We start from the raw sequence: 12,692 nt of genomic DNA, 5'->3' as shown, positions 1-12,692 counted from the left end.
AATCCAGTAAAAAATGCTAATTTTTAGCATTTTTTTAATTATTTCCTGGATTGCCACGCTCCTTGCAGTCGCTCGCAATGACAAAAAATAAGATAATTTATGTTAAAGTTAAAACAGGAAATATATAAAAATAGCTTACAAATAATATTAAAATTGCTGGTTGCTTTATTATGTTTTTTTATAATATTATTTCCGTTGGTGAGTTATAAAATAAATATTCAAAGCAGAATTTTTCCGGCGATGGAAATTATATTTATTTATTATTTTATGTCGTTATATTCCTTAAATATTTTTAGCATATTTTTTCTCGGTCTATTGATAGATCAAATAAGCAGTATGCCTATCGGTACAAATTCGTTAGTTTTTTTATCGGCATATATGATTTATAAATTATCTTCAAAATATTTTGTAGCTAAAAACTATTTAATAAATTTCATTATTTTTTGCGTTTATTGTTTATTTATATTGAATTTTAAATATTTACTAGTAACAATCAAGAAGCTAGAAGCAGACGGATATTTAATAATTTTCTTTCAATTTTTAACAACTATATTTTCTTATAATATAATTCGTCTTATACTTGATTCTCCTATGAATTATTTCAAGAAATATGCTAAATAAAAAAATACTACATGGTGAGTTGATTTCACGTAGGGCTTTTATAATCGGATTAGGTAAACTCGGATTTTTATCGCTGCTTGGAATGAGAATGTTTTATTTACAGCTTATTAAAAGTGAAGAATATAAGACTTTATCGGATAAAAATCGTATTAATTTTATTGTACTGCCGCCGACTAGAGGAAGGATTTACGATTTAGACGGCAATATTTTAGCTACTAATAAACCATGTTATCAGCTAGTAATAGATAGGAGCATTAATAATAATTATAGGGATGAATTAGAAATAATTAGTAATATTTTAAATTTATCTCCGGAAAAATATAATTATATTAAGCAAAAAATTAAAAAATCTAGTCGCCACACTCCTTTAATAATACTTGATCAGCTTGATTGGCAGCAAGTATCGATGATTGAAGAACAAAAGCATAAATTGGCCTCGATATTTATTGATATAGGATATTTAAGGTTTTATCCTTTTTCAAGCACTACTTCTCATTTAATCGGTTATCTCGGTCAAATAAATGAGCAAGAGAAGCAAGAGTTAAATATACATAGTTTAAGTGATTTTAATATCGGTAAATCCGGTATTGAAAAATATTACGATAACAAATTACGAGGAGAATTCGGTTATAAAAAAGTTGAAGTAAATGCTTACGGTAAACAAGTAAGAGAAATAACAGGAACCCCTACTAAATCAGGGGAAGACATGCATTTAAATATCGATGCTTCTCTTCAGCAAAATATACAGCAATATTTAAATCCTAAAGGTTCTTCGGCAATAGTTATGGATACTAGAACCGGAAACATACTAATTTGTGCTTCCACACCGGGTTTTGAATCAAATAATTTCAGTAAATTATCGGAAAATTATTGGCAGAATTTAACGAGGAATCCCTATAAACCTTTAATTAATAAGGTAATACAAAATTCTTATCCCCCAGGTTCGGTTTTTAAAATAATTACCGTACTTGCAGCCCTTGAAGTAGGTATTAACCCTAATAAAACCGTTTTTTGTGACGGTAGCTCTGCTCTTGGTACTAATAGCTTTAGATGTTGGAATCATAGCGGACACGGGACGATAGATATGATGTCTGCTTTAAAGCATTCCTGTAATATTTATATGTATGAATTAGCAAGAATAGTAGGTCTGGATAAAATTCTTGAAGTTGCAAGAGAATTTGGATTCGGCTCAAAAACCGGTATTGATTTAGCTCCTGAAAATAGCGGGTTTGTACCGTCAAAAGAATGGAAAAAGAAAAAATTAAAGCTTTCTTGGTCAATAGGGGATAGTTTTAATTTAGCAATCGGACAGGGATTTCTAGGGGTAACGCCGATGCAGCTTGCAAGGTTTATTACGGCTATTGCAAGTAACGGCAAGCTATATACGCCTAGAATATTAAAAAACGATCCGGAATTTTATAATGTCAATATTAAGCCCGAAAATATCAAAATAATCCAAGAAAGTTTGTATAATACCGTGAATGTTGCTGGCGGTACGGCATATTATAATAGAATTTTAGGCGAAAATAGGCAGCTCGCCGGTAAAACAGGTACGTCTCAAGTACAAGGCAAACTAAATGCTAAAGATGATTTAAGCCGCGACTCTATTGCTTGGGAGAGGCGTAATCATGCCTTGTTCTTAGGCTTCGCTCCTTATCACGATCCTCGTTATTCCGTCACCGTCTTTGTTGATCACGGCGGAGGGGGCAGTAAAGCCGCCGCCCCCGTAGCTCGTAAAATCATGTCTGATGTGCTGGATAAGTATTTATAAACTATGATGTAATGCAGTTAAGATAAAATTATGCTAGAAGAACTAAAAACATTATTAGTTAAATTAGGTAGCGAACAAAATAATTGGTCAGAAGAAGAAATATTAGCAGCTCAACACATATTTGGAAATTATGCATTAGAAAGAATAGTAGTTTTAGCTGCTAGAAATGAGAGTTTATTACCTATAATAGAGCATTGTATTAGAAATGGAGGTAATCCGGATTTTGTAATACACGAACGTGATGAAATATTAAATTTGCTTAATATGGCTGCAATAGGAGATGCTTTAAATGTTATAAATTATTTACTTGATAACAATATTTTGACCGTGGATCAAAGAGCTTTTAAAGATAGTAGAACACCTTTTCATTCTGCTGTTCAATGGAATAATATTGAGGCTGCAAAGCTTTTCTTAAAAAGAGGGGCAGATATGCATGCTGAATTTGAGGATATAGAAGTAAGAACTGCTTTGCATGATGTTTTTGATGCTAGATATTATTTAGATAATGAACTTGACTATATAGAAATGTCTAAGTTTCTTGTTAGGTTTGGTATACGAATCCTTGATAATATTGATATGTTATGTTCTGATTCGTTAGTACAACACCATCCTACTAAGGGGGCTATTAAAGATTTATTACTCTCTATAAAAAGACTTGAGGATTTATAAGGTAACGATTTTGTGAATGCTTATAAAGCTTCGACTCCTGAAGTTCAAGAAATTTGGGATGTTAGAATATCAAGAGATCATTTAAGTAAGCTTGCTGGATTTATTGAAAAGAAGTTTAGCAAAGAAAGTAATATAGAACATACAGAATATGCTGCTCTTAGAGAATATAACAGTTTATCGAAACATAAACAGGAAGTATTAGAAATACTATTAGCACGAAAGAATTTTAATTCTGATGATCTTGTAAAAGTAGATAATTATATAAAAGCTCATTTTTTTAAAATAGCTTGTACAGTTAAAGACCTTACTGGTACTGCTTTTGAAGCAATAGCGAAAGCAGGAATAATAGGCGAGATAACTCAGCATCTTCATTTTGAAGATAGCAGCACTAAAATAGCAGGTGAAAACTTAGATAATACAGCAGATAATATAACTAATTGATATAAACTTGGTGTTTTCTATTGGTGATAAATATCAGTTTGTAGTTTGTGTCATAACGTGTTATTATATGTCGTGATGTGTTATTAATTTAAATATAGGTCAAAAGATGGCAAGACTTAATTAACTATTCCAGATGAACTAAATGATAGTTTGGCATGCTCAGCAAAAAACTTAGACAGATCAAAAGGGTATATAGTACGTAAAGCAATTAAATATTATCTATAGGAAATGCAAGAAGATATGGAAGATGCTAAAATTGCTTTACAAAGAATTAATGCTCCTGATTTTAAAACTTACACTACTGACGAAGTTAGGGAATGGTTAAAAAAGAAAAATGTTTAAAGTTATATGGGAAAATAAGGCACGTGCAGAATTAGCCGAGTTACCTACCCTTTAAAAATACTTGACAAAGTAGAATTATATCTTGCTCAAAATCCTATAGAACTCGGTAAACCTTTAAAAGGCGAGTTAAAAATTTATATAGATACAGGTTTGGGAATTATCGTGTAATTCTATAGTGTATCTATTCAAAAATCAACAGCAGCTGTTATAAAAATCGGTCATAGAGCTAATATATATTAATAGCTACTATCTTAACTCATATTAAAAAATACTTTATTTTAGTTAGTAGTTTGTGTTATTAATAACTAGGCTCTGTGAAAGAAAATTAAATTAATCTATTTTTGCTATTTTTTGCTGTAAATCATAAGATTTTTTTGAAATAGGAACAACTATTACTGCAAAAATCTTATTAATTTTCTTTCACAGAGCCTAGGAATTATTACAGAGGTATATTATGTCTAAGAAAAAGCAAGACGATCAAATAATAAAAGAATTAGAAGAAAGACTAGCAAAACTTAAAGGCACTCCTCCAACACTTGAAGAATTAGAAGAAAGGTTTGCAAAGCTCCAAGATAGACCTTATATCCCCACAAAAAAATCCGGTAATGAAGTAGACGATCTAATTGAGCAGATGCAATCTGAACTTAAACTAGAACAAAAAAGTAAAAACCTCAATGATCAAAAAGACCAAGCAATACGTGATAGGCTAGATAAATTAAGAGAAGACAGCCCTATAACGCAAAAAAAGACACCTCTAGATCTTTCTTTTAATGATACTAAATCAATAATTACCGATACTATAGATGTTCAGGCAGATATAGCTAGTTTATATGCTAATCAATCTACTGAGTTAGAGGAGAAAAAAGCATTACTTCATTTAGCTAATAATCTAACTGAAGCTAGGGATATTATTAAAGATACACCCCCTATATCTAAAGAATATGAGCCTAAAATATTAGATGTTATTGCTAGCGGGTTAAATAAAATTTATGAAGGAATAAAGAAAATAGCTTCTCCTGCAGTTAATATTATAAAAGAAATAGGTAGTAGTCTTGTGCATGCGATTAAATCACTTCCTCAAAAATCTTCCAAAAAACAAATAGAAGAATCTAAAACAAAATTAAAGAAGTTATATAAAACATATGTTGATTTGAAAGGAGTAAAACCAAAGATAAAAGAAGAATTTCTTAAAAAACATTACGAGCAAATTGATCAGCTACAAACTCCTCAGGAAATATTTGTAGAAACTGCCAAAATTACTAAATCTATAAGGATAGCCGGAAAACAAAAGATAAATAATCTTAAACAACAACAAATTATTAATAGAATGAAGAAACAAAGCCCTACTGCTTTTATAAATAATAATTCATTTACACCATCTAATACTCCTACTAATAAAGGAAAATCTTCAAAGAGCAACCAAAAGTAGATATACAGATGGTTTTTTGCAGGAATGTTGTTGACATTATACGTCACTGACATAATAATGTTTATATGGAATATATAGAATCCCCTTTATTTAATAAATTATTGAGTTCATATTTTACAGATGATGAGTATGCAAGTTTTCAATGGCACTTGTCACTACATCCTAAATCAGGGGATGTTATAATAGGTAGTGGTGGACTTAGAAAAATATGCTGGATGACTAAAGGACAAGGAAAGCATAGCGGTGTCCGTATAATTTATTATTATAAAAGTAAAGAAGAACAGATATGGTTATTAACCATATATGCAAAAAATGAAGCTGAAAATATCCTGGCTTCTGTTTTAAAAAAAATAAAAGAGGAATTAGGGTTATGAACACAAAAAGAGATATTGGAGCTGAAATTTTGCAATCGATTCAAGATATAAAATTAGGCAAAGGACACATAAAGAAAATAGAGACAAAAGAAGATATAGTAGATATCAGAAAACACTTACATCTTTCTCAATCAGCTTTTGCTGTACTTATGGGAGTTAATGTAAGAACATTACAAGAATGGGAACAAGGAAGACGTAAACCTACCGGTTCTGCTATATCTTTATTAAAAATAGCCTCTAAATATCCTAAAGTTATTATTAATTATTCTCATAATTAATATAAATGATAATTCTAACTTTAATTAGGATTATCCACTCCTTTCATTCCGCTTGTCTTAGCCTTATCAAATGAAGTATCTTTAATTACCGCTTCAGTAAAATCGGCATTTGTTAGGTTGGAGTTACTAAAGCCCGCCTGATCAATTTTAGCTGATTTAAATATACTATCTGTTAATATTGAGTTTGAAAAATCTGTTTTAGTAAGTATTGCTAAAGAAAAATTTGCTTCTTTTAAGATAGAATTTTTTATTACTGTATTTGTTAAATTAGTATTTTTAAAGATACTATTTGAAAAATCTGCTCCATTAAATACTAAACTACTTAAGTCAAGATTTGTTAAATTCATATTTGCTAAGTTAGTTATTTTTTGCAAATCTTTTACCGAACTTATTACTATATTATTTGGTGGAATTTTGCTCGAATTATCACTATTTAAAATGATATTATTAGAAACATTAGTATTAATAAAACCGGAATACGCTTGGTAGTTAATATTATTTATTTGTGAATTAGAAAGGATGGAGTTAATAACCGCAGTATTTGTTAGATTAGAATTTATTAGAGCTACTTGGTTTAAATTGCCTAAAGTAATTTTAACATCTGAAAAATTTACGTTTTGTATTAAAGATTTAGAAAAATTTACATTATTAAATTGCCCGTTTATATTTGAGTTTATTATTTCACTGCCGGTTAAATCGGTATTAATCACTATAAATTGTTTAAAGTCATTATTGCTAAAAATATTATTAGTATAGCTTATATTATCTAAAGTAATATTTGAGCCTTTAGTTTTATTAATCCTTACAAAATTAGCATTACTATTTTTTATTGATAAATTATTAAATTTATTATCGTTTAGACTCATATTATTTAATATAGCATTATCGATTTTAAACTGATTTAAAATTGAACTACTAATTGTGCTATTTTGTAAATCACATTTAGTAAGGCTAATATTTTGTAATGTCGAATCTTGAAAGGAAGCGTATGAAAAGAAAGAGTTATTACTTTGTACGTTATTAAAGTTTACTTCACTAAAGATACTTTGTGTGAAGTTAGAATCCTTAATTATTACTGCTGTTAATTTAGTTTGACTTAGGTCGCTAGATTCAAAATAATTATTAGTAAAATTGGTATTATTTATTATACTTTGTTCTAAATCCGTACCGTAAAATATTGAATTTGTTATATTAGTATTTTTAAAGCTATTATTTTTTAGGTTAGCTTTTTGAAAATTAACACCGTCGATAGTATTATTGCTCCATAATGCATGACTAAATTTAGAATTTTCAAAGTTGACATTTATTATAGTAGTTTTATTAAAAGCAGTATCGCTAAAATTTGATTGAACAAAATTTGTATTTTGTAATGTTATATTGTTAAAAATTGAACCTTGAAAGTCAGAATTATATCCGGAAATATTTTTTATTACCGAATCTGCAAAATTACTTTCTTGAATTATAGCATTTGTAAGTATAGCTTTTTCTAAATTACTACCTGCAAAATCAGCACGTAATATTTCGCAGGAAGTTAAATCTATTCCTGATAAATCTTCATTTATTAGCTTTACTCCTATTAATTTTACTCCTTTTAAATTTGAACCGAACTTCTCTTTAAGGTTCACTTTAAGGTTTTTAGAATTTTGCGATATTATATAATTCCGAATTACCGTGCTTTGGCTATCTGTAAGTAATCCATTCGCATCACGAGTAGACTCGGAACAGCTGCTTAATAACAAATAAATAGTAATTATTGATATGACTTTAAGCATTTGCTTCCTCATATTCTTCTTCATTTATTCTATTTATAGGAGGTATATGTAAGTTTAATAATTTTAATTTACGATGCAAAGCTGATCTTTCCATACCGACAAATGAGGATGTTTTTGAAATATTATTATTAAAACGACTCATTTGTGCCGATAGATATTGACGTTCAAAAACTTCCCTAGCTTCTCTAAGCGGCATAGATAACATATCAAAGCTATCTTCAAGTTTTGTGAGATTAGCACTATTTGCTAATATTTCCGAAGGTATCATATAAGGTTTGATAATTTCATTATTACCTGTAGTTAACGGATTCATAATTAAAGTCCATTCAACAACGTTACGTAATTGTCTAATATTGCCCGGCCATTCATAGGATTGAAGAGCTGCAATAGTTTCATCGGCAAAGGTACGTTCTTTTAAACCTGAAAATTTTGAAAGTTGCTTAACAAAATATTTAACGAGTAGCGGTATATCTTCTTTTCTTTCATATAATGAAGGTACTTTTAGAGAGGATACATTAAGGCGATAATATAGATCTTCTAGGAATTTGCCGTTATTAACTTCATCTTGGATATTTTTAGAAGTACCGGTGATAATTTTTATATCAACTTTAATATTTTTTCCGCAAGGTTTTGTAATAGTTTGATCTTTAAGGAATTTTAATAATTTTACTTGAATAGGAATTGGAATATTACTGACCTCATCTATATATAAAGTACCGTTATTGGCAAATTCTAAGATAGTAGGGCGTTTATTATTATTTTCCTGCTTTTCCAATTCGCCAAATAATTCTTGATTGATTTTTTCCATAGTCATACAGGTTGGGCTGAAAATAATGAACGGATTATTAACCCTTTTAGATTGTTTATGAATTAACCTTGCGGCAAGTTCTTTACCGCTACCGACTTTACCGTGAATCATTATACGACTGCTAGAGCTAGCTGCCTTTTCTATTTCCATTTTATATTTTAAAGTTACCGAACATCCGCCTACTAATTCAGTTTTATCTATAACCTTTGATTTTAAATCTATATTTTCACGTTTTAACTTTGTTACTTCACAAGCTCTTTTAAGTAAAATAACTAATTTATCATTATTAAACGGTTTTTCTATATAATCGTAAGCCCCCATTTTTATAGCATTTACCGCTGTTTCTATAGTGCCATGACCGCTAATAATTATTACTGGCATTAAAGGATAGCGTTTTTTAATTATCTCTAAAATCCCAAGCCCGTCAATTTCGCTTCCTTGAAGCCAAATATCAAGTATAACTGCAGAGACCAGTTTTTCGGAAAGTATTTTAAGGGCTTGAGTACTATTAGCGGCAACCTTAGGATTAAAACCTTCATCGTTCAAAATTGCAGCAATAATATTTCGTATATCCTCTTCATCGTCTATTATTAAAACATCTATTGGTGACATTACAATTTACCTTAAAAATATTTAATACTAGGTTCTTACGTACGCTTTCTAATTGATTTACTATTTTACGATATTTTTGCTGCAAATTATAAGATTTTTTTGAAATATGAATAACTATTCTTTCAAAAATCTTATTAATTTTCGCTAAAAATATCGTAAAATAGTAAATCAATTAGAAAACGTACGTAAGAACCTAAACATATATGTTAATGCCGAATGTAAAAGAAAGCAACATTTTTTATAACATTTTTGTCACAATAGCTATTTATAGTGTAAAGGTTGGCTAAGATTACATAATATTAATTAAATAATTTTATTTGCAGTTTGTAGTGTTATAAATGATTATATATAATAAGAGAGGTAGGATACCCAAGTCGTCATTGCGAGCGACCGTAGGGAGCGTGGCAATCTCATGAAATAATAATAAACTCCTGAGATTGCTTCGTCAATTGCTATGCAATTTCCTCGCAATGACGATTAAGTGTCCATACAACAAATCCTTTAACAAGCAGTAAACCGATTTTAAAAATTATGCTTAACATCTTTTTAATTATTATTTCATTATTTATTTGCTTAATAACCTACCTATTTATCAGAAAAACGGATATTTTTACAAATTTATTGATTTTAAATAGCTTCACGACTTTAGCGAGTTTATTTATTTGCTGTTTAGGTTTATACTCAGGAAATAGTTCATATTTGGATATAGCAATTATTTATTTGCTTTTAAGCTTTATAGCTACAAACGGTTATTTAAAATATTTTATAAATGAATCGAATGAAAACAAAGCAGATTAATATAGCAATTTTAGGTTGTGGTCTTAGCGGTATGCTAACGGCACTTTCTTTTGCAAAAAAAGGCATAGAAACTACTATATTCGAGAGTAAATCGGTAAAAAGTCCAGAGTTTTTTAAAGATATAAGAACGACTGCTTTAACGCCGCATTCTAAAAATTTCTTATTCTCTATTGAGATATGGGAAGAGCTTGAGAAGTTTATGGCAGAAATGCAAGACGTATATGTAGTAGATAATAAGGCATTGGAGATATTAGACTTACGAAATGATAATGATAGTTTACTGGGTTATGTAGTTCAAAATAGTAATTTTAAAAAAATATTATTATCGCAAATAACTGATCATCCGCTAATAACATTAATTGATAATAATGAATATCAAAAAGTTATAAGTCATAGCGATTATTCGATTATAAAATTTGATGATAAACAAATTAAATGTAATTTATTAATTATATGTGACGGAGCAAATTCAAAAGTAAGATCTAATTATTTCGCTAATGAAATAGAAAAACCTTATCAAACAGCTCTGACATTTAACATTAAGCATGAAAAGCCGCATGAAAATAGTGCTATGGAGCATTTTTTGCCGCTTGGTCCTTTTGCTTTGCTGCCTTTAAAAGATCAATATGCTGCATCCGTAATATGGTCAACTTCTTCTGATCAGGCTGCTTTAATTGTTAATTTGCCCGTAGAAGAAGTTAGATTTTTAACTCAAAGAAATGCCGGTAATTCCCTAGGTAAAATTACTATTGATAGTGAGATTAGTAGCTTCCCGTTAAAAGCCCGTATAGCAAATAGATATTTTCATAACCGTATAGTGCTTATTGCAGATACTGCTCACACAGTACATCCGCTCGCCGGACAAGGGCTTAATCAAGGTATAAAAGATATAGAGACTTTGAGTATGATCATTAGTAATAATGATACATTACAAGAATATCAAAAGCTAAGGCAAGACGATAATTTTATTATGTATAAGCTGACTGATGAGTTAAATAATATTTTTTCAAATTATTCCAAAAATTTAAGATATTTAAGGCAAATAGGGTTTAAGACGATAAATAATTTAAAACCTATTAAGAATTTGATTACTAGCTATGCGATGGGAGAGCGGTAATATGTCATCCCGCGACTTGATCGCGGGGATATCCATCTTTCTTAATTTTTTTTTGGACCCTATGGTCAAGCCACGGGGTGACAATGATATATAATTTTATGAGATATCTATGAGTAAAGAAAATTTAAGCAGTAAATCATCTATTAATACTCCTGAAGAAGGAATAAAAAATGCAGCAGAAGATAATAAGCTTAAATCTTCAATAAATACCCCTGAAAGAGTAGAGCCTTTAGAAGCCAGCACAAACAAAAGCTTCTGAGCCTCCACAGGAACGGCAATCGCAAAATAAGCCAGCAGGAAAAAGAACGCTGAAAGAGGATGCGGCACTTTACGGTGCTAGAGTTGCTCGTGCTGGAATCGCTGCAAGTGGAGTAGCAATCGAAATGGTAAAGGAGGGCAGTAAAGTTGTCGCTAGTTCTACTCATATAGTAGAAGGAGTAATTAATGTTGGAGAAAAAGTAGCAAAAACTTATGATCCGGTTGATAAACTTCAGCAAGGTGCAAAAATTAAAGAAGCAGGTCCACCAAGCCCCGGTGTTGTTGATAAGGTGCTTGATAAAATAAGAACTTTACCGGGGGGCTGAAAGGGCAGCAATATGTATTAGAGACAACATATAAAACATTGGGTAGTAAGGCAGTAAAACGTACGGCAAAAATTGGTGGTGTCATGGTGTCGTTAGCCCTTAACCCGACGCCAGTTGGGCTTGGTCTTGCTGCACTTTCTTTATCAGCCATTACTTAATAATATCGGAAAAGAAACTTTAGAAGTAAGAGCAGATAAGCATTTAGATAGAGAGAAAAAAACTTTAGAAAATATTAAGGATAATTATTTAAAACAAGTAGATCTAATAATTAACACTCAAAAAGATAAAGCAAAAGATAGTCCGACACTTAAAAATTTTTTGGATACTAAATTACCTAAAATTTATCAAGGAACTCTTGAACCTAAAAAGTTAAATACTACGAGAACTAAAGAAATTTTAAAAGCAGTTCGGGATAATGTTTTAGAAGTAGCGGCGTTAGTGGCACAAGCAGGTTCAGCAGGTGGTATTATAACCGGTTTAGCAGCCGGTCTTATTGGAGGAGGAAGTAATGTTATAGGTGAAGCAGACATAAAATTAGTACATATGGAACGAAAAAAAGATAAAATAAATCAAATAAATAGTTTAAAAACATCAATAGGAAATTATGAAGATAAAAAAGACTTGCTTGAAAAAGAAAGGCAAGCAAAAACAGATACCAAAGCCTTAGAAAAGTTTTTAGCTACAACCCCTAAAATTGATCAATTAAGTGAAAGAGAGCTTAGAGAACATTTTAATGTAACAAGAGCAAAAGTAGCAGAAAGGCAGGAATTTTTACCTCCGCCTGAAAAAACTAATTTTGAAAAAGCTAAATCAGCAGTAAACGCAGGAGTCGGTTATTTTGTTGAATCGCAATTTGGATATTTAAAAGAAATATATGGTAAAAAGGAAGAGCAGAAACCTAGTACCGTTCTTATTACTCCTAATATTCAAAAGCCAAAAACTCCCGAAATTGCTAAAGCGGAAGAAAAAGTACATCATATGCAGGAAAATTTAACACACGGTAAGGTTAGTTCTTACAGTAGTAGAACACCGTCGCCAACAAAAAGTGCATCTAAGAAATAAGAATCTTCAAAGGG

13 protein-coding genes and 1 pseudogene are annotated in these 12,692 nt (G+C 30.3%); 12 read left to right on the top strand and 2 right to left on the bottom strand.

All coding sequences use genetic code 11. The annotated features are described in order from the left end of the window. Positions 1-99 precede the first annotated feature (99 nt). The 7 genes from AB1146_RS07820 (at position 100) to AB1146_RS07790 (ending at position 5,925) form a co-directional block, all read left to right on the top strand. Positions 100-621, top strand: a complete 522-nt coding sequence (locus AB1146_RS07820) for a hypothetical protein (protein ID WP_010422092.1) — start codon at positions 100-102, stop codon at positions 619-621. Next, positions 611-2,392, top strand: a complete 1,782-nt coding sequence (mrdA, locus tag AB1146_RS07815; protein WP_010422095.1) for a penicillin-binding protein 2 — start codon at positions 611-613, stop codon at positions 2,390-2,392. The genes AB1146_RS07820 and mrdA overlap by 11 nt, the downstream gene beginning before the upstream one ends. A 30-nt stretch (positions 2,393-2,422) precedes the next feature. Next, positions 2,423-3,061 (top strand): ankyrin repeat domain-containing protein, encoded by a 639-nt coding sequence (locus tag AB1146_RS07810; protein ID WP_010422099.1) that lies wholly within the window; start codon positions 2,423-2,425, stop codon positions 3,059-3,061. A 12-nt stretch (positions 3,062-3,073) separates the two neighbouring features. Continuing rightward, entirely contained in the window at positions 3,074-3,502 is a 429-nt protein-coding gene (locus tag AB1146_RS07805; RefSeq protein WP_010422101.1) for a hypothetical protein, read from the top strand. Between the two features lie 796 nt (positions 3,503-4,298). Then, on the top strand, positions 4,299-5,273 hold the full coding sequence (locus AB1146_RS07800) for a hypothetical protein (RefSeq protein WP_010422107.1): 975 nt from the start codon (positions 4,299-4,301) through the stop codon (positions 5,271-5,273). A gap of 65 nt (positions 5,274-5,338) precedes the next feature. After that, positions 5,339-5,647, top strand: a complete 309-nt coding sequence (locus AB1146_RS07795; protein WP_010422110.1) for a hypothetical protein — start codon at positions 5,339-5,341, stop codon at positions 5,645-5,647. Next, positions 5,644-5,925: a helix-turn-helix domain-containing protein gene (locus AB1146_RS07790; RefSeq protein WP_010422112.1), complete on the top strand. Its 282-nt coding sequence runs from the start codon at positions 5,644-5,646 to the stop codon at positions 5,923-5,925. Before AB1146_RS07795 ends, AB1146_RS07790 begins: the two co-directional genes overlap by 4 nt. Before the next feature lie 20 nt (positions 5,926-5,945). On the opposite strand, the gene AB1146_RS07785 is transcribed toward AB1146_RS07790, so the two are convergent. Then, positions 5,946-7,697, bottom strand: a complete 1,752-nt coding sequence (locus AB1146_RS07785) for a pentapeptide repeat-containing protein (protein WP_010422114.1) — start codon at positions 7,695-7,697, stop codon at positions 5,946-5,948. Further along, on the bottom strand, positions 7,690-9,117 hold the full coding sequence (locus tag AB1146_RS07780) for a sigma-54-dependent transcriptional regulator (protein ID WP_010422122.1): 1,428 nt from the start codon (positions 9,115-9,117) through the stop codon (positions 7,690-7,692). The genes AB1146_RS07785 and AB1146_RS07780 overlap by 8 nt, the downstream gene beginning before the upstream one ends. Positions 9,118-9,648: 531 nt before the next feature. On the opposite strand from AB1146_RS07780, the gene AB1146_RS07775 reads away from it, so the two are divergent. From AB1146_RS07775 to AB1146_RS07750, 5 genes and pseudogenes are all read left to right on the top strand, one after another. Beyond that, the gene (locus tag AB1146_RS07775) at positions 9,649-9,915 is read left to right on the top strand and encodes a monovalent cation/H+ antiporter complex subunit F (protein ID WP_010422124.1); all 267 of its coding nucleotides are present in this window, start codon (positions 9,649-9,651) and stop codon (positions 9,913-9,915) included. After that, on the top strand, positions 9,887-11,032 hold the full coding sequence (ubiH, locus tag AB1146_RS07770; RefSeq protein ID WP_156790177.1) for a 2-octaprenyl-6-methoxyphenyl hydroxylase: 1,146 nt from the start codon (positions 9,887-9,889) through the stop codon (positions 11,030-11,032). The genes AB1146_RS07775 and ubiH overlap by 29 nt, the downstream gene beginning before the upstream one ends. 109 nt (positions 11,033-11,141) lie before the next feature. After that, positions 11,142-11,407, top strand: a pseudogene (locus AB1146_RS07760) (hypothetical protein). An 8-nt stretch (positions 11,408-11,415) separates the two neighbouring features. Further along, positions 11,416-11,616: a hypothetical protein gene (locus tag AB1146_RS07755; RefSeq protein ID WP_010422128.1), complete on the top strand. Its 201-nt coding sequence runs from the start codon at positions 11,416-11,418 to the stop codon at positions 11,614-11,616. Between the two features lie 126 nt (positions 11,617-11,742). After that, positions 11,743-12,678, top strand: a complete 936-nt coding sequence (locus AB1146_RS07750; protein ID WP_010422129.1) for a hypothetical protein — start codon at positions 11,743-11,745, stop codon at positions 12,676-12,678. Positions 12,679-12,692: the final 14 nt, after the last annotated feature.

The organism is Rickettsia helvetica (assembly GCF_963970025.1).
Classification (GTDB): domain Bacteria; phylum Pseudomonadota; class Alphaproteobacteria; order Rickettsiales; family Rickettsiaceae; genus Rickettsia; species Rickettsia helvetica.
The sequence above is the reverse complement of the archived record's forward strand: the minus strand, read 5'-3'. Positions and strand labels throughout refer to the sequence as shown.

Bases quoted from the DNA above. Each gene is read 5' to 3' on its own strand.
- AB1146_RS07820 (WP_010422092.1), top strand. From the start codon at position 100: ATGTTAAAGTTAAAACAGGAAATATATAAAAATAGCTTACAAATAATA.
- mrdA (WP_010422095.1), top strand. From the start codon at position 611: ATGCTAAATAAAAAAATACTACATGGTGAGTTGATTTCACGTAGGGCT.
- AB1146_RS07810 (WP_010422099.1), top strand. From the start codon at position 2,423: ATGCTAGAAGAACTAAAAACATTATTAGTTAAATTAGGTAGCGAACAA.
- AB1146_RS07800 (WP_010422107.1), top strand. From the start codon at position 4,299: ATGTCTAAGAAAAAGCAAGACGATCAAATAATAAAAGAATTAGAAGAA.
- AB1146_RS07795 (WP_010422110.1), top strand. From the start codon at position 5,339: ATGGAATATATAGAATCCCCTTTATTTAATAAATTATTGAGTTCATAT.
- AB1146_RS07790 (WP_010422112.1), top strand. From the start codon at position 5,644: ATGAACACAAAAAGAGATATTGGAGCTGAAATTTTGCAATCGATTCAA.
- AB1146_RS07785 (WP_010422114.1), bottom strand. From the start codon at position 7,697: ATGCTTAAAGTCATATCAATAATTACTATTTATTTGTTATTAAGCAGC.
- AB1146_RS07780 (WP_010422122.1), bottom strand. From the start codon at position 9,117: ATGTCACCAATAGATGTTTTAATAATAGACGATGAAGAGGATATACGA.
- AB1146_RS07775 (WP_010422124.1), top strand. From the start codon at position 9,649: ATGCTTAACATCTTTTTAATTATTATTTCATTATTTATTTGCTTAATA.
- ubiH (WP_156790177.1), top strand. From the start codon at position 9,887: ATGAATCGAATGAAAACAAAGCAGATTAATATAGCAATTTTAGGTTGT.
- AB1146_RS07755 (WP_010422128.1), top strand. From the start codon at position 11,416: ATGGTAAAGGAGGGCAGTAAAGTTGTCGCTAGTTCTACTCATATAGTA.